At 37.4% G+C, this 20100-nt stretch carries 20 protein-coding genes and 3 tRNA genes; 13 read left to right on the top strand and 10 right to left on the bottom strand.

Annotated elements, in window-relative coordinates; translation table 11 throughout:
* Window positions 1-13 precede the first annotated feature (13 nt).
* A complete protein-coding gene (locus AAZR93_RS02060; RefSeq protein WP_434718829.1) occupies window positions 14-826 on the bottom strand; it encodes a DUF817 domain-containing protein in 813 nt (270 codons plus the stop codon).
* 368 nt (window positions 827-1194) lie between these two features.
* Here AAZR93_RS02060 and gstA point away from each other — a divergent pair, with 368 nt between their 5' ends.
* A complete protein-coding gene (gstA, locus tag AAZR93_RS02055; RefSeq protein ID WP_294110894.1) occupies window positions 1195-1800 on the top strand; it encodes a glutathione transferase GstA in 606 nt (201 codons plus the stop codon).
* Window positions 1801-1875: 75 nt separating this feature from the next.
* Here gstA and pdxY read toward each other — a convergent pair whose 3' ends face one another.
* From pdxY to anmK, 4 genes are all read right to left on the bottom strand, one after another.
* Window positions 1876-2739 carry a pyridoxal kinase PdxY gene (pdxY, locus tag AAZR93_RS02050; RefSeq protein WP_434718828.1) on the bottom strand — a complete coding sequence of 288 codons (864 nt, stop codon included), beginning with the start codon at window positions 2737-2739 and terminating at the stop codon, window positions 1876-1878.
* 103 nt (window positions 2740-2842) lie between these two features.
* Window positions 2843-4117 (bottom strand): tyrosine--tRNA ligase, encoded by a 1275-nt coding sequence (gene tyrS / locus AAZR93_RS02045; RefSeq protein WP_434718827.1) that lies wholly within the window; start codon window positions 4115-4117, stop codon window positions 2843-2845.
* A 155-nt stretch (window positions 4118-4272) separates the two neighbouring features.
* On the bottom strand, window positions 4273-4926 hold the full coding sequence (pdxH, locus tag AAZR93_RS02040) for a pyridoxamine 5'-phosphate oxidase (protein WP_294110900.1): 654 nt from the start codon (window positions 4924-4926) through the stop codon (window positions 4273-4275).
* Between the two features lie 34 nt (window positions 4927-4960).
* Window positions 4961-6082 (bottom strand): anhydro-N-acetylmuramic acid kinase, encoded by a 1122-nt coding sequence (gene anmK, locus AAZR93_RS02035; RefSeq protein ID WP_294110902.1) that lies wholly within the window; start codon window positions 6080-6082, stop codon window positions 4961-4963.
* 521 nt (window positions 6083-6603) lie between these two features.
* On the opposite strand from anmK, the gene AAZR93_RS02030 reads away from it, so the two are divergent.
* Window positions 6604-7071, top strand: coding sequence for a glycine zipper 2TM domain-containing protein (locus tag AAZR93_RS02030; RefSeq protein ID WP_294110904.1), 468 nt, complete (start codon window positions 6604-6606; stop codon window positions 7069-7071).
* A 501-nt stretch (window positions 7072-7572) separates the two neighbouring features.
* Here AAZR93_RS02030 and slyA read toward each other — a convergent pair.
* Entirely contained in the window at window positions 7573-8007 is a 435-nt protein-coding gene (slyA, locus tag AAZR93_RS02025) for a transcriptional regulator SlyA (RefSeq protein WP_294110908.1), read from the bottom strand.
* A 537-nt stretch (window positions 8008-8544) separates the two neighbouring features.
* Window positions 8545-8784 (bottom strand): DUF1289 domain-containing protein, encoded by a 240-nt coding sequence (locus tag AAZR93_RS02020; protein ID WP_294110910.1) that lies wholly within the window; start codon window positions 8782-8784, stop codon window positions 8545-8547.
* Between the two features lie 172 nt (window positions 8785-8956).
* On the opposite strand from AAZR93_RS02020, the gene gloA reads away from it, so the two are divergent.
* Together gloA and rnt are read left to right on the top strand one after the other, a co-directional pair.
* Window positions 8957-9364 (top strand): lactoylglutathione lyase, encoded by a 408-nt coding sequence (gene gloA, locus AAZR93_RS02015; RefSeq protein WP_294110912.1) that lies wholly within the window; start codon window positions 8957-8959, stop codon window positions 9362-9364.
* 125 nt (window positions 9365-9489) lie between these two features.
* Window positions 9490-10140 carry a ribonuclease T gene (gene rnt, locus AAZR93_RS02010; RefSeq protein ID WP_294110914.1) on the top strand — a complete coding sequence of 217 codons (651 nt, stop codon included), beginning with the start codon at window positions 9490-9492 and terminating at the stop codon, window positions 10138-10140.
* 77 nt (window positions 10141-10217) lie between these two features.
* Here the strand turns inward: rnt and AAZR93_RS02005 are convergent, their stop codons facing one another.
* Entirely contained in the window at window positions 10218-10565 is a 348-nt protein-coding gene (locus AAZR93_RS02005) for a Grx4 family monothiol glutaredoxin (protein WP_294110916.1), read from the bottom strand.
* Window positions 10566-11230: 665 nt separating this feature from the next.
* On the opposite strand from AAZR93_RS02005, the gene sodB reads away from it, so the two are divergent.
* Window positions 11231-11809, top strand: coding sequence for a superoxide dismutase [Fe] (gene sodB, locus AAZR93_RS02000; protein ID WP_294110918.1), 579 nt, complete (start codon window positions 11231-11233; stop codon window positions 11807-11809).
* Between the two features lie 431 nt (window positions 11810-12240).
* Complete coding sequence (gene purR, locus AAZR93_RS01995) at window positions 12241-13266, top strand: HTH-type transcriptional repressor PurR (RefSeq protein WP_434718826.1); 1026 nt, start codon at window positions 12241-12243, stop codon at window positions 13264-13266.
* Between the two features lies 1 nt (window position 13267).
* On the opposite strand, the gene punR is transcribed toward purR, so the two are convergent.
* Entirely contained in the window at window positions 13268-14173 is a 906-nt protein-coding gene (gene punR / locus AAZR93_RS01990; RefSeq protein ID WP_294110921.1) for a DNA-binding transcriptional activator PunR, read from the bottom strand.
* Window positions 14174-14296: 123 nt separating this feature from the next.
* Here punR and punC point away from each other — a divergent pair, with 123 nt between their 5' ends.
* The 3 genes from punC (at window position 14297) to AAZR93_RS01975 (ending at window position 16954) form a co-directional block, all read left to right on the top strand.
* Window positions 14297-15520: a purine nucleoside transporter PunC gene (gene punC / locus AAZR93_RS01985; RefSeq protein WP_434718825.1), complete on the top strand. Its 1224-nt coding sequence runs from the start codon at window positions 14297-14299 to the stop codon at window positions 15518-15520.
* 378 nt (window positions 15521-15898) lie between these two features.
* Window positions 15899-16654 carry a helix-turn-helix transcriptional regulator gene (locus AAZR93_RS01980; RefSeq protein ID WP_434718824.1) on the top strand — a complete coding sequence of 252 codons (756 nt, stop codon included), beginning with the start codon at window positions 15899-15901 and terminating at the stop codon, window positions 16652-16654.
* A gap of 24 nt (window positions 16655-16678) precedes the next feature.
* Complete coding sequence (locus AAZR93_RS01975) at window positions 16679-16954, top strand: putative quinol monooxygenase (protein WP_294110927.1); 276 nt, start codon at window positions 16679-16681, stop codon at window positions 16952-16954.
* A gap of 177 nt (window positions 16955-17131) precedes the next feature.
* On the opposite strand, the gene AAZR93_RS01970 is transcribed toward AAZR93_RS01975, so the two are convergent.
* Window positions 17132-17800 (bottom strand): riboflavin synthase subunit alpha, encoded by a 669-nt coding sequence (locus AAZR93_RS01970; protein ID WP_294110929.1) that lies wholly within the window; start codon window positions 17798-17800, stop codon window positions 17132-17134.
* 418 nt (window positions 17801-18218) lie between these two features.
* Between AAZR93_RS01970 and AAZR93_RS01965 the strand changes: the two genes are divergently transcribed.
* From AAZR93_RS01965 to AAZR93_RS01950, 4 genes are all read left to right on the top strand, one after another.
* Window positions 18219-19592 carry an MATE family efflux transporter gene (locus AAZR93_RS01965; RefSeq protein ID WP_434718823.1) on the top strand — a complete coding sequence of 458 codons (1374 nt, stop codon included), beginning with the start codon at window positions 18219-18221 and terminating at the stop codon, window positions 19590-19592.
* A 175-nt stretch (window positions 19593-19767) separates the two neighbouring features.
* A tRNA-Val gene (locus AAZR93_RS01960) sits at window positions 19768-19844 on the top strand.
* 48 nt (window positions 19845-19892) lie between these two features.
* A tRNA-Val gene (locus tag AAZR93_RS01955) sits at window positions 19893-19969 on the top strand.
* 42 nt (window positions 19970-20011) lie between these two features.
* A tRNA-Val gene (locus AAZR93_RS01950) sits at window positions 20012-20088 on the top strand.
* Window positions 20089-20100: the final 12 nt, after the last annotated feature.

Below are 20100 nucleotides of genomic sequence, written 5' to 3'. Positions count from 1 at the left end.
TCACCTAAGGCCTTTAACGCGCTATCGTCACATTCGCTTTGATATGTTTCAGGTGTACAACAATGGTGAATGTGACAATAACAAGTAACGACCATGCGCCCCATTTTCCTGCGTGAACCATTGACCAAGCTCCTATCTGATTAGGGTATTGCCAAACACCAAAGAAAGTACCGAAATTTTCCGCAAGCCATATAAAGAAGCCTATCAGCATAAATGCTAATAATAGTGGCATTCTGCGCTCTTTATCGAGTGGTGTATAAAACACCATGCTACGTGCATACAAACCAAAAATAAAAGCTGCTAAGTACCACCGATAATCATCTAAATAATGGTGACTAAAAAAATTAATATAAATTGCTAATGCAACTAATGTTGCCATCCAATATGGCGGATAGTGCTCAATGCGAACCTTAAAAAAGCGCCAAGATTGTATAATGTAACTACCGACCGCTGCATACATAAATCCCGTAAATAACGGCACTCCCCACAATTTAGTATAGGCTTCATCTGGATATTGCCACGAAGCAATAGAAGCTGACGTTTTAAATAATTCCATCATAAAACCAACTAAATGAAAAACACAAATAGCCTTAAGTTCATCCCACGTCTCTAATTTTGACCAAACAAGTAAAGCTTGGAATGTAACAGCGAAAGCTAGCAACACATCATAGCGCGGAAGCCCTAATATTCCTTTTGCGGGTACTAAGAACAATGTTAAGAAAAAAAATCCAGCGAACAAGCATGAACGCGCATTAATAATGCCAAAGAACCAAAATTCTAAAATAAAACGTTTAAGTCCGGTGCTATTATTTGGCTTATGAGCCATTAAAATGTGGTCTAGTTTGCTGAGAAAATTTAATTTTTGGCACAGGCTTATCATTTAACTCACTCACTTATTATTTCATGGCTGCTATATAACATCTTGGTTACTATATAGAGTAAGCTGCAAATTTTAGCAGAGAATTTTTATTTGTAAGTAAGGTAACTATCTTAAAAGATGGAATATTCCCCACTTTATACAGAAAAAAACAAATGTAATTCCATTGCAATACACTTAAGTGATATATAATCTATTCATACCATAAATTTCTCTCGCACCCGATGACAATCTCATAACACAAAGTAGTGATATACTGTAAAGAGTATTAGGCTATTTATTATCTGGTATCCATTACATTACGTAGGAGTTTTATGATGAAATTGTATTACGCTCCAGGAGCTTGCTCTCTTTCTCCTCACATTATTTTGCGCGAAGCTGGGCTAGATTTCAGCATTGAACGCGTTAATCTTAAAGAAAAAAAGACCGAGAAAGGTGAAGATTTCTTAGTAATCAATCCCAAAGGTCAGGTTCCTACCTTAGTACTTGATAATGGTGACCAATTAACTGAAGGCGCAGTCATTGTTCAGTATATTGCGGACCAAAAACCAGATAGAAATCTGATAGCGCTTCCAGGTTCAATGAAACGTTATCATCAATTAGAAGCATTAAACTTTATTTCTACTGAATTACATAAAAATTATGGCGCGCTATTTTCACCAAATAGCCCTGATGAAACTAAAGAAATGGCTAAAACAACATTATTAAAGAAATTTAAATATGTTGATGACGTACTGGCAAAACAGGCATTTTTTGCGGGTGATAACTTTAGTGTCGCTGATGCTTATTTATTTACAGTCTCTAATTGGGCGAAAATAGTAGGTGTAGATTTAAGCCAACTAACTCACCTTACAAGTTACCTTGCTAAAATCGCAAAACGCCCGAAAGTTCAAGAAGCACTAGAAGCTGAAGGCTTGATTTAGATTTTAAGCCACCAAAATAAATACAGCGCCTATATTCGGCGCTGTTACTAAAATAATCAAATCAAAAAATAATAGTTAATCTAATTGCGTTGCACAAAATTTATGCTCTGGATTAACCATTTTGTCTTGTGCAGCGACGAGTTGTAGCTCGTACTCACCCATTTCTTTTGTTTTAATCATGACTTCATATACAGCAGCAGCTACATGTTCTAGTGCTTTATCTAAAGGTTCCCCTTTCAATAAATTTACTAACATAAGACCACTAGTCAAATCACCAACACCTACTGGCTGTTTTTCACCAAAATCAACAAGTGGACGACTCACATGCCAACTTTGTTTTTCAGTCACTAAAATCATTTCAAAACGATCAGCACGATAACCTGCTCGGCTGAGGTGCTTCACTAAAACTATTTTAGGGCCTTTTTGACATAATTCACGAGCTGCCATCACGGCTTGCTCAACGGAATTAATATCTTGTCCAGCTAATGTCTCTAACTCCAATAAATTTGGCGCAATAACATCACTAGCTTTCAATGCTTGATTACAAAAGAATTCAGCAACACCTGGTGCGACAATACAACCCTTTTCAGGATGACCCATAACAGGATCACAAAAGTAAATTGCCTGAGGATTCGCTGTTTTAACTTTTTGCACAATCGCCAGAATGTCATTTCCCTGCTCAGGCGAGCCAATATAACCACTTAATACTGCATCACAAATTTCTAATTTATGAATTTGAGCAAGTCCATTAACAATATCAGTCAGATGTTGTGCAGGAAATACACTGCCTGTCCATTGTGGGTATTGTGTATGATTTGAAAATTGCACGGTATTAAGAGGCCATACATCTACACCCATACGGCACATTGGGAATACAGCAGCACTATTTCCTGCACGACCGAAAACAACGTGGGATTGTATTGATAATACGCTTTTCATTGAGAACCCAGAGAATTGTTATATCGAATGAAGAGAAATCAGTGATTAGCCATTGCTAATAGCCCGGAAAACTCCGGGCTGATATGACAAAGGTTAGTCAGAGCTATTTCCAATTAATTAAGCAGTCGTTTTTCTTACCGCGACGAACTAATGTATAGCGACCAAACAAACGGTCTGCATCAGTAAAAACATACATTGGATCAATTTGCTTCTGACCATTAACGGCAACTGCATTTGAGCTAATAGCCGTTCTTGCTTGTCCGCGTGATGGCGCCAACTCTGAATCAACGAGCGCTTGTTGTAAATCTGCGCCGTCTTCTAATGTGATAGAAGGCATACCATCTTGTGCTAATTGTTCAACATCTGCTTCTGTTAAATCTGAAACTGCACCTGAGAACAAACTATCAGTAATACGTCTTGCTGCTGCTAAGCCTTCATCACCATGAACAAGTTTAGTCACCATTTCAGCAAGAACATATTGTGCGCGTGGCGCCTTACCACTATTTTTATCTTCTTCTTCAAGTGCATCTATTTCACTCAACTCCATGAAAGTGAAGAACTTCAAGAATCGATAAACATCAGAGTCCGCAGTATTAATCCAGAACTGATAAAATTTATATGGACTTGTTTTCTTAGGGTCAAGCCAAACAGCGCCGCCTTCGGTCTTACCAAATTTAGTACCGTCTGACTTAGTTATCAGAGGAACAGTCATACCAAATACTTGGTTTTGGTGTAAGCGTCGAGTTAAATCAATACCAGAGGTGATATTTCCCCATTGATCTGAGCCGCCAATTTGCAGCTCTACGCCATGTTCTTTATTAAGGGTTGCGAAGTCATAACCTTGTAGTAAGTTATAAGCGAATTCAGTAAAAGAAATACCAACATCATCACGATTCAGTCGTTGTTTAACTGATTCTCTGTTGATCATTTGGTTGACAGAAAAATGCTTACCGATATCACGTAAAAATGTCAGTACGTCCATCTTACCAAACCAATCATAGTTATTAGCAAGCTTCGCACTGTTATCGCCACAATCAAAACTTAAAAAAGGCGAGACTTGATTACGGATTTTATCTACCCACTCTTGAACGGTTTCTGCAGTATTTAATTTACGCTCAGTCGCTTTAAAACTCGGATCGCCAATTAGGCCCGTTGCGCCACCGACCAACGCCACAGGCTTATGCCCGGCTAGTTGAAAACGTTTTAAACACAGCAAAGGAACCAGATGTCCCAAGTGCAAGCTGTCAGCGGTAGGATCGAAACCGCAATAGAGGGAGATAGGGCCCTGCGCCAGTCTCTCTGCTAACGCATTTTCATCTGTTACCTGGGCAACGAGGCCCCGCTCTTGCAATTGTTTTATCAGGTTATTGCTAGACATCAATGACTCCATCGGTTGAATTTTGTCTATCTATTTAAGTTACTGACAAGTTCAGAAGTTATGTCATGAGCTTGTCAGTATGATTTTTCAGTTTTTTTAAACGTAGCTATAGCATAAAGCGCATATCAATTAAGTACCAGCTAAAAAACCACTTATTAGGGGGCTAATCTGTCAATTTTCCAGCCATCTGCTTCGCGTTGGTACAAAAAGCGATCATGGAGCCGATGTGCTCCACCCTGCCAAAATTCAACGCTATTAAAAACCACGCGAAAGCCACCCCAAAAACTCGGTAATGGTACTTCGCCATTTTTAAATTTCTGCTTTAATTCTAGAAACTTACCTTCAAGAATACCGCGAGCCGAAATTTTGGATGATTGTTGTGATGCCCACGCAGCAATTTGACTATCTTTTGGTCGACTATGAAAATACTTAACAACTTCTATCGGATTTAAACGCTCAGCAACACCAGTAAAATTGACCTGACGCTCTAGCGGATACCAAGGAAAATGCAGACTAATTTTATTATTTTTTTCTAAATGCTGCGCTTTTCGGCTTCCCATATTAGTATAAAAAACTAAGCCTTTTTCATCAAAATGCTTCAACAGCACAATACGTTGATAAGGCTGCCCAGTTTCATCAACCGTCGCAACACTCATTGCCGTTGGATCGCTTAAACGTGCTTCACAAGCTTGTTTCAACCAATATTCAAACAACGTCAGAGGATCAAGAGGTAAATCATTACGTCTTAATCCCCCTTTGGTATACTCACGGCGCACTGATGCAAGATCTATTTCCTCGACTTCATTCATATTCGTCTCCTTTGCTACAGATATTTTATCAATATTATTTCGTATCAATATTAATCGGATATATGGCACCTAATACCGTTTCTTGGCTTGCACCAGTAACAGAAGCAAGATTACCCGATAATCCCGAAATTGTCCGTGCGGCAAGCCAAGCGAATGCTAATGCTTCCATATCATCACCACTAAGCCCAAACTTATCACTGGAAGCCACTTCGATACCAGGTAACAATGCCGCTAACCTTTGCATTAAAAAATTATTTCTAGCGCCACCACCGCAAACAATTAAACGCTCGCACCCACCGCATAATAGAACTTGATCCGCAATTGATACTGCGGTTAATTCACATAATGTGGTTTGAACATCCTGTGCGGATACTAACGGAAAATTTGATAAGTGTTGATCTAACCATTGCATGTTGAAATATTCGCGCCCAGTACTTTTTGGCGCAGAACGTCTAAAATAGACGTCATTGAGCATTGCTTTCAATAGTGCAACATTAATATGCCCATGACTTGCCCATGTCCCGTCTTCATCATAAGCTTTCTGTTTGTGACGCCAAACCCATGTATCCATTAACATATTTCCAGGTCCTGTATCATAGCCCTTGACATAGGCGCCTGGAAGTAATGCTGTAATATTCGCAATACCGCCAATATTCAAAACAATTCGCTTTTCTATTGGATGCCCGAGAACCGCTAAATGGAATGCAGGCACTAATGGTGCCCCTTGCCCGCCATATGCCATATCTCTACGACGAAAATCGCCAACAGTAGTGATCCCTGTTAATGCGGCAACACGATTATTATCACCAAGTTGCATTGTAAAAGGCTGTTCACTATCAGGTTCATGCCAAACTGTTTGTCCATGGCAACCTATAGCGATAACATCTTCCGCAGGTAATCCCGTTGTTGTTAATAGTTGATTAATTGCCTCCGCATACAGCGTACCAAGCTCTCGATCAATTTTTCCTATTTCAGATAATGTGGCTTCTTGGCCTTGGCAAATATTTAAAATTCTCTTTTTCAATTCAACTGGAAATGCAACACTCAGACTTGATTGTTCTGCCACAAACTTATCACTAATCGCTGCAAGAACAACATCGACACCGTCTAAACTGGTTCCTGACATAACCCCTATGTAACGACCCGACTTAATCATTATTCTTGTTCCTTCAAAGTGCACATTAACATCGTGAATTTAAACCATAAAAGATTGTGCTTTGCTGGTATGTTTTGTCAACAATTCCATTCAATTTCTAGGGCTAACTCGCAGGATTCGATTATAATTAGTCAAACACATAAAATATTTGGATAAAATAAGTCCAAAACGACGTTTTTTTATACATTACGATTTATCATTTATAATCTGAGATACATTGATAACATTAATGAGAAGTGACTTGAATCGATGCGAAGGAAACATTAGATCCTATAATTAACGAGAAGTGATATTCATATAATGATTTAACTATAGTATATTTAACAATGCGTGCCTTAGTCAGTGAAATATCTTCAATTTTGAGATAGTTTACCTAGTGTTTATCTTTTATTTAAATGAATATAAGTAATCTCAATATCGATTCTTAATACGTTTTTTAATATACGTTGTTGTGTTTATAGCGAAAATAAATATACGATGCTATGTTAGTGCCACAGATAGCAAATCTCATAGGAGTTATTATGCTTAAGAAAGTTTTTGTAGGTGTTGCTGCAGTTGCTGCATTATCAGGCTGTGTCAATACTAGTACGCTTTCTGGTGATACTATTTCGGCTCAGGATGCGAAACAAGTACAGACTGTTACTTATGGTACGATTCTGAATGCGCGCCCTGTCACCATTCAAGCGGGTGAAGATGGTAATATCATTGGTGCAATTGGTGGTGCTGTTCTTGGTGGCTTATTAGGTAATACCATCGGCGGCGGTACTGGTAATACACTTGCAACTGCTGCAGGTGCGATTGCAGGTGGTATGGCTGGCCAGCAAGCACAAGGTGCTTTAAATAAAAGCCAGGGTGTTCAGTTGGAAATCCGCTTAGACAGCGGTAAAAATATTGTTGTCGTTCAAAAACAAGATCCAACTGCTTTCCGTAATGGTCAGCGTGTGATGATTGCAAATAGCGGTAATACTGTAACAGTATCACCTCGCTAATTAATGAACGCCAAAGCCATATTATAATTAAGTATGTTCACCGACACTGATGTCGGTGAACATGGCTTATTAGTAACGTTAGTCATTATTATTTAACTAGCGATATTTATTAAGTATCTGCTCTTTTTTCATGTTATTTCCCTCTTATAATAACGATACTCTCTCAATCAAGTAGAAATAATTGCACAAATTGCGCATATAAAAAAGTAGGTACTTGGTATTTAAATAATACTATTATTACTTTTCTCCTTAAATTGTTTATCTATATTAAAACGTTTATTCTTACCACTACGCTGTAGATTAGTATCTCAACCCTAATTTTTCATCTAACATATACAGCTTAGAACAATAAGCTTCTCAAAATACAAAACACTGTAAATTATAATCAGCCTAATAGTAATCAATATGCATTATAATATATGAAAATAATTATAATTTCCATTATTGCATTTTTAATTATTCCATTTATAAATAACAAAACATTATTTACATACAAAATAGTTAAGAATTATTTTGTAAATTTGTTATATTTTTCTCTAACCGTAAAAGTAAAACGGATAATTGACTCAATTCATCTGGCGTAATGTTATTCAGAATTTCAACTCTTGTATTATTAATAACTTGATCCACTGTTTTAATAAATGGCTCGGATTCATCGGTTAATTTAATCCTTTTTGCTCGTCTATCATTAGCGCATGTGTGACGTGATATTAATTTTTTCTCTTCTAGTTGATCGAGCGTTCTTACAAGTGATGGTTGTTCTATTCCAATCGCCTTCGCTAACTGAATCTGCGATTGCTCTGGTGGTAACTGACTAATGTTATGTAATGTAACCCAGTGAGTTTGTGTTAACTTAAGAGGCTTTAAACGATGATCTATCAAAGCTCTCCACATACGAACTACACGTGATAGTTCAGATCCGATTTGTGATTCCAATTTACCCTCCTTTATATAATTATAATGTATAAAAAATATACCCAACTCATATTATTTTTTAAATTATATATTAATTTCCCTTTATACTTACAACATTTTATTGATGTTATACCTAGTAAATACCTATATATAGTTACTATTAATCACTTTCTAAGTGACCTGCATCTAATTATGGTTGTTTTATTTTCATAACAAATCCAACCATACTGAAAAAGATAACCTATCAATTATCTTATTAATAAGAATAGCCTTACTCTTCTTTCGAATCTATCTATTTTAACCCTTATAGTAATTACATCTAACAATAAAAAAAGCAATAGCCAATAAATCCTTATAAAACAAAAGAATATAGTTGCTCTTAAAATTATGTTATTTACAGTTAGCTTTAATTAATCCCATAACCATTTTGAATAAATAAAATTTCATTGAAAGATTACTAAAGCAATTAATTTATATTAAATGATCAGTTATTAATTAATTTCAATGTACAATTGATATTAACTACAAAAAAAATAACTCATTACTTTGCGCAATACTTTAAAATAGTTGTTGTTGTGGAGTAACCTCATCGTCTTGCGTTACTTTTTTACTTGCTGCCCTTAGATAACGTTGGCGGCATAGACGTATAATGTTCCGCTTTTCTGCATCGGCAAATTTTAACCAGCCAAAGCGCTCATCACGAGTACGATAACAGCCTCGGCAATAGCCCTGCTCATTAGTTTGGCAAATACCACGGCATGGGCTAGGTATTTCAAAAAACTCGAGTTGTTCTGCCATCTTTATGCCCCCAATGAGAATTGTAAATGTATGATATACTCTTTAAAATCAATATATACACTGTTTGCCTAAAAAATAAACTGCAATCGTTGGATTTAACCCTATCTGCACGTTATATTATTAGTAGGTAAATCGATTCAGGTTTATGAAATGAATTTTAAGGAGTTTTTTTATGCGCTTACTTCATACCATGCTACGCGTAACTAACATGCAACGTTCTCTTGATTTTTATACTAAAGTACTTGGGATGCGTCTTCTAAGAACCAGTGAAAATGAAGAATATAAATATTCTTTAGCTTTTGTTGGCTATAGTGATGAAAGCGAAGGTGCAGTCATAGAACTCACGTATAATTGGGGTGTTGACAGTTATGATATGGGCAACGCTTATGGCCATATTGCTTTAGGTGTTGATGATGTAGCGCAAACTTGCGACAACATCCGTAAAGCTGGCGGTAATGTCACACGCGAAGCGGGCCCAGTAAAAGGCGGTACAACAATCATCGCCTTTGTTGAAGACCCTGATAACTATAAAATCGAGCTCATTGAAAATAAAAGTGCAAGCAAAGGATTAGGCCACTAAGGCTCCTATCTTTTAAATTTAGGTAGTGAATTTAACTACCTAAATTTTCTGCTGAGTTTACCTGCAAAATTTTACTGGTTTTGGCATAATATAAGCCAACCAGAAACTCTAAAATGAAAGTCCTAATGTCTGAAAAAAAAAATATGAATACCCTGGTTAGCCGTTTCAGGGGCTACTACCCTGTTGTAATCGATGTAGAAACAGGTGGATTTAACGCAAAAACAGATGGATTGTTAGAAATTGCCGCCATTACATTAAAAATGGATAAAGACGGTTGGCTAGCAATTGATGAAACTCTACATTTTCATGTTGACCCATTTGAAGGTGCAAATTTAGAACCGGCTGCTCTCGCTTTTACAGGTATTGATCCAACAAACCCTCTACGCGGTGCAGTAAGTGAATACGATGCGCTTCATGCTATTTTTAAAGTTGTGCGTAAAGGTATAAAAAATACTGATTGTAATCGCGCTATTATCGTGGCTCATAATGCAAATTTTGACCATAGCTTTGTCATGAACGCTGCTGAGCGGGCAAGTTTAAAGCGTAACCCTTTTCACCCGTTCGCTACTTTTGATACCGCAGCTTTAAGTGGATTGGTTTTCGGTCAAACTATTCTCGCGAAAGCTTGTTCCACTGCCGGTATTCCTTTTGATGGCAAACAAGCTCACGGCGCACTATATGATACGAATCGTACTGCTTTATTATTTTGCGAAATCGTGAATAAATGGAAAAAAATGGGTGGATGGCCTTTGGTCGAAGAAACTCAACAACCCTAAATTAAAAAGCCGGATTAGCATGAACACATACTAATCCGGCTTTTACATATAAGCATTTTAATAAAAATAACAATGCGTTACTCGGCGTTCGCCTCATCAGCTGAACGATACTTATCTGCTGTTTCTTTAATCAACGTTTGAAGCTCACCACGTTGAGCCATTTCCATAATAATATCGCAACCACCGACCAATTCGCCATCAACCCACAGTTGAGGAAAAGTTGGCCAGTTTGCATATTTTGGCAACTCTGCACGAATATCTGGATTTTGCAGGATATCCACATAAGCAAATCGTTCACCACAAGAAGACAGTGCTTGTACTGCTTGTGCAGAAAAACCACAGCTCGGAAGTTTAGGAGAGCCTTTCATATATAATAAGATTGGGTTTTCTTTAATTTGGCGCTCGAGTCTTTCAATTGTCGTCATTTTTTACTTCCTTAAAACAAGGGTGCTGGTTTTGCAGTCAATCGCCAGTTCAATGCTAGATCCCACATGAACCTGCCTAGCTGACATAATATATTAGTCGGTAATAATAACCGGAATATCGAAAACGTTATACACAAAATAGTTCGAGATACATGTAGGTAGCAAACGAAAATCACCGATAGACATAAAAAATTACGGCATTTCAATAACATAACGACCAACATGTTGGTGTATCACGGGTGTATTGTTTCATATAATATGCCAGTTTTATAGAGGGATTACCATAACATGCAAAAAGATAACGCACCAATAGACTATATTGAGCCGCGCTCAAAAAATAATGCCCTCAAATTTACCTCTAGCCTATAGCAATAGATTAAATAATAAACTATTTAAATATTATTTTACTCTTAACTCACACTAAAAAATGCGTAACCATGTATTAGACACACGTGAATAGTACTTAGTTTTATTAATTCTATTAGCATAATAATAACACTTATTTTTTATAAGGTTTATCGTGCTATCATTAATATATTACATATCCTATAGCAATAAATAAAAATCATATTTATCAGCTATAAATGAAAGATAGTCGATGATTTCCGCTCGCATTGTGAGCAAACACCCAAGCAAGTTGATTCAAAGTAACTAAGGAGTAAGCAATGTCATTTGAACTACCCGCTCTACCATATGAAAAAGATGCTTTAGAGCCTTATATCTCATCTGAAACATTAGAGTACCACTATGGTAAGCATCACAATACCTATGTTGTTAATCTGAATAATCTGATTAAAGGCACTAACTTCGAAGGTAAATCATTAGAAGATATAATTAAAACATCTGAAGCAGGCATATTCAACAATGCTGCTCAAGTTTGGAATCATACCTTTTATTGGCACTGCCTTGCACCTAACGCAGGTGGAGAACCAACAGGTAAAGTCGCCGATGCTATCAATAAAGCGTTTGGATCTTTTGCTCAATTCAAAGAACAATTCACGGACTCTGCAATTAAAAACTTTGGTGCAGGTTGGACTTGGTTAGTGAAAAAAGCAGATGGTAGTTTAGCTATCGTCAATACTTCCAATGCAGCAACACCGGTATCTGGTGACGATAAGCCTATACTGACTGTTGATATTTGGGAACATGCTTATTACATTGACTATCGTAATGCACGCCCTAAATACTTAGAAAATTTCTGGTCTTTAGTAAACTGGAAATTTGTTGAAGAAAATTTAGCATAATTCAAATTGTTAATATGATTAAGGGCGAGTTATTTTCTCGCCCTTAATCTTTTCATCCAATGAGGATGTGAATATAATCAGAACAGATGTACCGCAAACACAATAATTACGGCTAGCGAACCTAATGCTGCAAATAATCCAAATTTAAAATCTGTATCCATGAGTTCCTCTCATCTTAAAGCAATTAAGCAAGTAAAATAACCATAATAACGATAAGGTTAATTAAGTATACACTGCCAAAATTGTAAAACCAGTGTCTATGTCACATGTTATAACATCAATTATTTCTTTCGTTTTTGAGCTAGATCAGACAAAATCGACAACAAACCGCTAATTTATTGCCAGCAATAGATCTATGCATCAATATGCAGGTAATTTTTTAACAAGAATTCTTAACAAGACCTAATGTTGGTCAGGAGTTTTCCCCACCCATGGCAACGATTAAAGATGTGGCGAAACGCGCTGGCGTCTCCACCACAACCGTATCCCATGTTATTAATAAAACGCGCTTTGTAGCTGAAGATACAAAAGCTGCAGTATGGGCTGCTATAAAAGAACTCAATTATTCACCTAGCGCGGTTGCCCGTAGTTTGAAGGTTAACCATACAAAATCAATTGGGTTGTTAGCCACATCAAGTGAAACACCTTATTTTGCTGAAGTCATTGAATCGGTAGAAAACTGTTGTTATGAAAAAGGCTACACACTGATCCTATGTAATTCCTATAATGATTATCGAAAACAATCAGCTTATTTGCAGATGTTGGCACAAAAGCGAGTGGATGGGCTATTAGTGATGTGCTCAGAGTATCCAGATACGCTTTTAAGCACTTTGGAAGATTATAGAAACATTCCTATGGTTGTGATGGACTGGGGTGCTTCTCGTGGCGACTTTACTGATAGCATTATTGATAACTCTTTCCATGGTGGTTATCTTGCTGGTCGTTATCTGATTGATAGAGGCCATCGTGATATTGGTATTATTCCTGGCTCTTTGGAACGAAATACAGGTATTGGTCGTTTAACTGGTTTCCAAAAAGCAATGGAAGAAGCGAAAATAACACTCAAAGATGAATGGGTCGTTCAAGGCGATTTTGAACCTGAGTCTGGCTATAAAGCCATGATGCAAATTCTTAGCCATAAACAGAAGCCAACTGCTGTATTTTGTGGTGGTGATATTATGGCTATGGGTGCTATCTGCGCCGCAGATGAAATGGGTTTACGTGTACCTCAAGATATTTCAATTATCGGCTACGATAATGTTCGTAATGCGCGTTATTTTACACCTGCATTAACCACAATCCATCAGCCCAAAGAGCGTTTAGGGCAAATGGCATTTTCTATGCTGCTCGATCGCATTGTCAATAAGCGCGAAGATGCTCAAACTATTGAAGTCCACCCTCGCCTTGTTGAACGTCGTTCTGTTGCCGATGGTCCATTTATCGACTACCGCCGCTAAATTAGGGTGCTAACCATTCAGCGTTGAGTGTTTCACTATCACCAAGATAATCAAGCAACCAACTCAACGCTGGAGATGTATTCTTTTCCACCCAAGTCAAACAACATGGGCTAGGAGGAAAAGGTTGAGTCAACGCTAACTCGACTAATTTATCATCCGCACACAGTGGAGCCACTCGGTGCTCAGGCATCATCCCAACACATAACCCATTAAGTACGCAAGCCACACCATTTTCCCAGTTAGGTACAACTAATCGACGCTGGTTATCCAGTGCCCACGTATCACGCTTTGGCAAATTACGAGATGTATCTTCTAAACATAAACTCGGATATGGCCGCATTTCATCATCCGTTAATTTATTATTGAGTTGTGCAAGTGGATGTTTAGGCTCTGCTACACATAACCAAGACATGAATCCCATATCACGAAAACTATAACGTTCACCAATAGGTGATGCTCTTGTAGCGCCAATAGCAACATCAACCCGGCCGTCAGCAAGCGCATCCCACACACCGTTAAATACTTCAGGATGAATATAAAGTTCAATGTCAGGAAAATGTCGATAAAAATCAAGAATGAGTTGCTCAGTACGCTGTGGCTTTACGATACAATCCACTGCAATACTAAATTGACCACGCCAACCATTTGCAACTTGTTGGCACTGATGGCGTGTATCTATCATTTTTTTGATAACAGATCGGCTTTGTTTAATAAAAATGACGCCGGCCTCCGTCAATACAACGTCACGATGTCGGCGTTCAAATAAAGGTACAGCCAGCCATTCTTCAACTTGTTTTACGGTATAACTAATCGCTGAAGGTACGCGGTGAAGCTCCTCAGCGGCGCCGCTAAAGCTTCCTGTACGAGCGACTGCATCAATGACTTCGAGTGCATGGGCTGACCACATATCATTTCCTTTCAAATTTTTTGATGACAAGATCCAAATATTACCGTTTCACAATGTAAAAAAATAGCCTATACAATAAGGTAACTGTTAACATTTTTTTAAATTTTGAATAAGTAAACAATTATGACGAATACTGTAACGAGAAATTCCCCTGGATTTATCATTTACCTTGCGGGTTTAAGCATGTTGGGCTTTTTAGCTATCGATATGTATCTACCCGCATTTGGTGCCATGCAAACCTCGTTAAATACTACCGAAGGCTCCATCAGCGCTTCACTCAGCATATTTTTAGCTGGGTTTGCTTTTGCTCAACTTCTCTGGGGTCCTCTATCTGACAAACTCGGTCGTAAGCCGATTTTAATTGTTGGGCTATCACTGTTTATTATTAGTTGTTTAGGTATGGTCTGGGTTACAGACGCTACTCAATTATTGATATTACGTTTCTTACAAGCAGTAGGGGTATGCTCCACTGCTGTGCTTTGGCAAGCTTTAGTCATCGACCGCTATGATGCAGCAAGTACACAAAAAATTTTTGCATCTATCATGCCTTTAGTTGCGTTATCCCCAGCTCTCGCACCATTATTAGGCGCTTGGGTACTCGAACATCAGTCATGGGAGTTCATTTTTGTCGTACTGATGATTGTTGGTATCTTATTACTGATTCCAACATTGCTATTAAAGAAAATCACGCCCAAAGCAACCATAGATGAAAATAGTTCTCAAGCTAAAGTTTCCTTCATGAATATACTTAGCTCACGCATTTTCAGTGGTAATGTTTTAATCTATGCTTCATGCAGCGCTGGTTTCTTCGCATGGCTGACAGGCTCACCTTTTATTTTACGTAATATGGGTTTCAATCCCGCAGATATTGGCTTAAGTTATATCCCACAAACCCTTGCATTCATTATTGGTGGTTATGGATGTCGTTTTGTCTTAACCAAAGTTCGCACAGAGACTCTTTTCCTTTTATTACTGATTGGTTATGCCATAAGCATGTCTATCCTGTTTATTATGGCAATTTATATGACGCCAACTTTAACAATGATCCTAATCCCATTTTGCTTTATGGCAGCAATGAACGGAGCGTCATATCCAATTGCAGTTTCTAAAGCATTAAATACCTTTCCAAATGCGAGCGGTAAAGCAGCCGCATTACAAAATGCTTTGCAACTTGGTTTATGTTTTCTCGCTAGCTTGTTGGTATCAATGTTAACTTTTGATCCATTACTTGCAACAACAGGCGTGATGGCAGCTACGATTGTTCCAATGATTATTGGTTATTTCATGCAGTATTTCGCTGTAGATACGCAAAAGTCGCCGAAACAAACTGAATGCCAAGCAAAATAAATAAGCTAACGCATTAATTACTCCCATACACATAAAGGGTAAGTCATTATTTAATAATAATTGGCTTATCCTTTTAGTTTTAACCTCAAGCATATAGACTAAATCGGGTATTTATAAATTCTAACACTTATAAATTACAGTGGATAAGTATTACTACATAGTTGATTTTATTAATTTACATCCTAATAATTTCAACCTATTAAATTCTATTGATATTATAGATTGTATCATCAATATCAGAACCTGATTTTGAAAGGTTATCCCCTTAAAAAGTCACAGTTTTATTTTTTTACCTGCTGCAACTCATATTTTCTTTAGTTAATTTTTTTATCGAAACACGTTATACTAAAATTTCTGAATAATGAGTGTATAAGCGCTATGTTAAAACAGTATTACCCACCAGAAGAATTAAGCACTTTTATAAGCTCAATTCTCATTATCAAGAAATTTACTGCCCCAATTAAAATATTTCCTGGTACTGGCGCTGAAATCTGGATTTCATCACAAAATCTTAATATAGCAACTGACGCCCATACAACCATCAATCCATTTCAATTAGTCATTCCTAGAATTAACACTTTTACAGTAATTCCCAATAATGCAAAGGTGATGGTCTTACGTGTCAGGCATGATGCTCTGCGATTTTTACTTCCGCAAAGAACAGTAACCTATACAGACACACCAACAGCACTTTGTAATATCTGGAGTGATAATTGGTTTGAAGCGCTCGCTAGCGGCTCATTTAAAGAGTTACGCGATTGTTTTATTGCTACAAAAGCGAGTAAAAAAATACATTTTACGGATAATATTTTGGATATTCTTTACCGAAATCCAACTAAGAAGATTACAGATATTGCCGATGAACTAGGCTATAGCGCTCGTTTTGTACAAAAAGAGTTTCTAAAAGAATATGGGATCACACCAAAACGTTACCAAATCAATTGCCGATTAGAGCATGTTTTAAAAAATATGGTGAAGGAACAAGATACCTATCGTTGGTTCGAAACTGGCTATTATGACCAATCGCACTTTTACCGTGATTTTAAAAGATACTATACTATGACGCCGTCGGCATTTTTAAAGTCAAACTATTCGTTTTTTTACAATACAAAAACTAAGTACCCTTTAAGATAGTTCTTAATAAATAAGGAGAACGGAATGAGTATTGTAGTGTATGCCCAAATTACAATTGAAAAAACGGATGGGTGTTTAACGAAAAAAATCATTCGCGATTTAGCTAAACTAAGTCGTCGAGAGAAAGGATGCATCCAGTACGATTTAATGGCTAAAGAAAATGGCTACATTGTTCTTCAAGAATGGGAAAATAACCAAGCATTAGAGTTACATAAGAATAGTGAGAATTTCAAGCGTTTAATCGAAGCCATTGCCCTTGATAACGCCAGTTTTTCACTAAACTTTAGTGATAAGCTGTAATTTAACGATAATATACTGCCTAATTTAGGGTTGTACCCACGGGTAATAAACTGCCATAAAATAAATCGTAATAAAAACTAAATACTGATTATTCAAATTAGGCTATAGCGATATAATTAAAAGCTATAGCCTTTTTAAGTCAAAATATCTTGTTTTATAGCAAAATGCTTAAAGTTTTTATTCTGCTAAATTTGCATTTTCCGTTGTTTCTCTCGCCTTCTGTAAAATCATTTCTTGTTCTTTTTGATGCAATACACGTTCAACAGTATCAACGATTGCTTGCGTTTGTGGGTCTATCTCAATATTAATCTTATCCCCTAAACGTTTTTTACCTAAGGTTGTTCTCGCTAATGTTTCAGGAATTAAATGAACACAAAAACGATTATTAATCACATCACCAACAGTCAAACTGATCCCATCAATTGCAACAAAGCCTTTGTGTAAAATATATTTCATCAATGATTTATCATAAATCGATAGCCATATTTGATGATTATCTTCAGATGTGAAAATTTTACTTACTTCCGCAGTCGTAACAATATGACCAGAAACAACGTGCCCACCGATTTCATCGCCGTATTTTGCAGCTCTTTCAATGTTAACAACATCACCGGGTTGCAATGCACCTAAGTTAGTCAGTCGTAACGTTTCTTTGATTAAATCAAAACTAACATTTTCACCATCTATCTTTGTCACCGTCAGGCAACAACCATTGTGTGCCACTGATGCTCCCGTTTCTAGCCCAACAAGTAACTCGGGAGTGAATTTCATTACATGAGTACGAAAATTTGCTCTTTCAGTGATCTCGATAATTGGGGCTGTACCTTGAACAATGCCTGTAAACATAATAAATCTCAGTGTAGTGAATTTATGTACTAAGTTTACCTAAGAATTTTCAGAGATCTATCTTATTTGAGCGGTTAAACGCACATTGCTCCAATATATTAATTTAAATTATATCTTCTCAGAAAAACATAATTCTATATTCTGCTAAACATCTGTATTGGATTAAATTAATAAAAGAGATAGAATACAGAGACTGAATTAACTGATTGATTTATAGTAAATCATTTATTTCCCCTATTATTCTTATACGCAAAATAATTTGAGATTGCAGGTAGTCAATAAGCTAAGCGATACCTATGCTAAACGTTAGAGCACATAGCAATCTATGTACTCTAAATGGTGGCATATTAGCAATTGTGCCAAACATCTTGAATTATAGCGGGTATATTCTTATTTAATTTATTGTAAAGGTGTATGCGTGCAGAAATATCTTACAGAAGCGCGTAGCTTGTTGGCTCTCGGTATTCCGATTTTCTTTGCCCAATTTTCTCAAACTGCGATGGGGTTTGTTGATACGATTATGGCAGGAAGTGTTAGTGAAACCGAAATGTCAGCAGTTGCGGTCGGATTTTCAATCTGGCTGCCAGCTATTCTTTTTGGTCAAGGGCTATTAATGGCACTAACCCCAATTATTGCACAAATGAATGGGTCAGGCCGCCGACATTTAATTAGTGACCAAGTACAACAAGGCTTATGGTTAGCTTTCTTTTTATCACTTGGTGTGATGCTTCTTCTTTATAACAGTCAGCTAATTCTCGGAAATATGCCTCATATCGATCCTGAATTGGCAGATAAATCGGTGCGTTTTCTGCATGCCATTATGTGGGGTGCTCCAGGTTATTTATTTTTTCAAGTTTATCGTAGCCAATGTGAAGGTCTCTCTAAAACCAAACCCGGTATGGTAATTGGTTTTCTTGGCTTGATGGTTAATATACCGATTAACTATATCTTTATTTATGGTCATTTTGGTGCACCGGCTCTAGGTGGTGTAGGTTGTGGTGTCGCAACAGCTTCAGTCTATTGGGCAATGTGCATGATGATGCGGTGGTATGTAAAACACACCCCTTCACAACGAGATATTCGTCCAACTAAATCCTTTGCTTCGCCAAATCCACTAATTTTAAAACGCATTATTGTTCTTGGCACACCAATCGGACTTGCGTTGTTTTTTGAAGTTACATTATTTGCGGTTGTTGCTTTATTGGTTGCCCCTCTTGGGGTTGTCGCTGTTGCCGGTCATCAGGTTGCATTGAACTTTAGCTCGATCATGTTTATGTTCCCGTTATCTTTGGGTATCGCCGCGACTATCCGTGTTGGCTATAACCTTGGGCGACAATCTACTGAAGCCGCAAAAGTTTCATCATATACAGGCCTTGTGGTGGGTTTAATGGTGGCTTGTTGTACTGCAATTTTAACGGCTACATTCCGCGAACCTATTGCAATGATGTATAACAAAAATCCTGAGGTTGTGGTACTTGCATCTAGTTTGATGCTCTTTGCTGCTATTTATCAATTATCGGACTCTGTGCAAGTTATTGGAGCAGGAATTTTACGTGGTTATAAAGATACACGTTCAATCTTCTTCATCACTTTTACCGCATATTGGATTTTAGGATTACCTTCTGGTTATATTTTAGCGCTGACAGATCTTGTCACACCAGCAATGGGACCTAAAGGTTTTTGGATTGGCTTTATTATCGGATTAAGTGCAGCAGCTATCGGTATGTTCATCCGTATTCTATGGATACATAAACAATCTGAAAGCTTAGTTTTATTAAGGTCAACTCGTTAATTGGCGGTAAATTAAGCATTTTATTGTCTAGGGAAGTGTATTTATCACCAGATAGTTTTAAATACGAACAAACTATCACGAAAATACATTTTCCCCTTGCCAGATTGACTCTGTGACGTTAATATTCGTCCCCGTTGTCACCCAGATTATTGTTATGAACCATAGGGTTTGAAGCGCGTCCGTAGCTCAGTTGGTTAGAGCACCACCTTGACATGGTGGGGGTCGGTAGTTCGAGTCTACTCGGACGCACCATTTAACAATAATAAGTGTACCACCGGATTTAAAGTAAAAATCTTCAGTGCGTCCGTAGCTCAGTTGGTTAGAGCACCACCTTGACATGGTGGGGGTCGGTAGTTCGAGTCTACTCGGACGCACCATTTCAATATAATAAATATTGAAACTAATCATTGTTCCTCAGTGCGTCCGTAGCTCAGTTGGTTAGAGCACCACCTTGACATGGTGGGGGTCGGTAGTTCGAGTCTACTCGGACGCACCATTCGTTTATTCC

The sequence above is a fragment of the Providencia sp. Je.9.19 genome (assembly GCF_051129765.1).
Classification (GTDB): domain Bacteria; phylum Pseudomonadota; class Gammaproteobacteria; order Enterobacterales; family Enterobacteriaceae; genus Providencia.
This window is presented reverse-complemented; position numbering and strand designations above follow the sequence as displayed.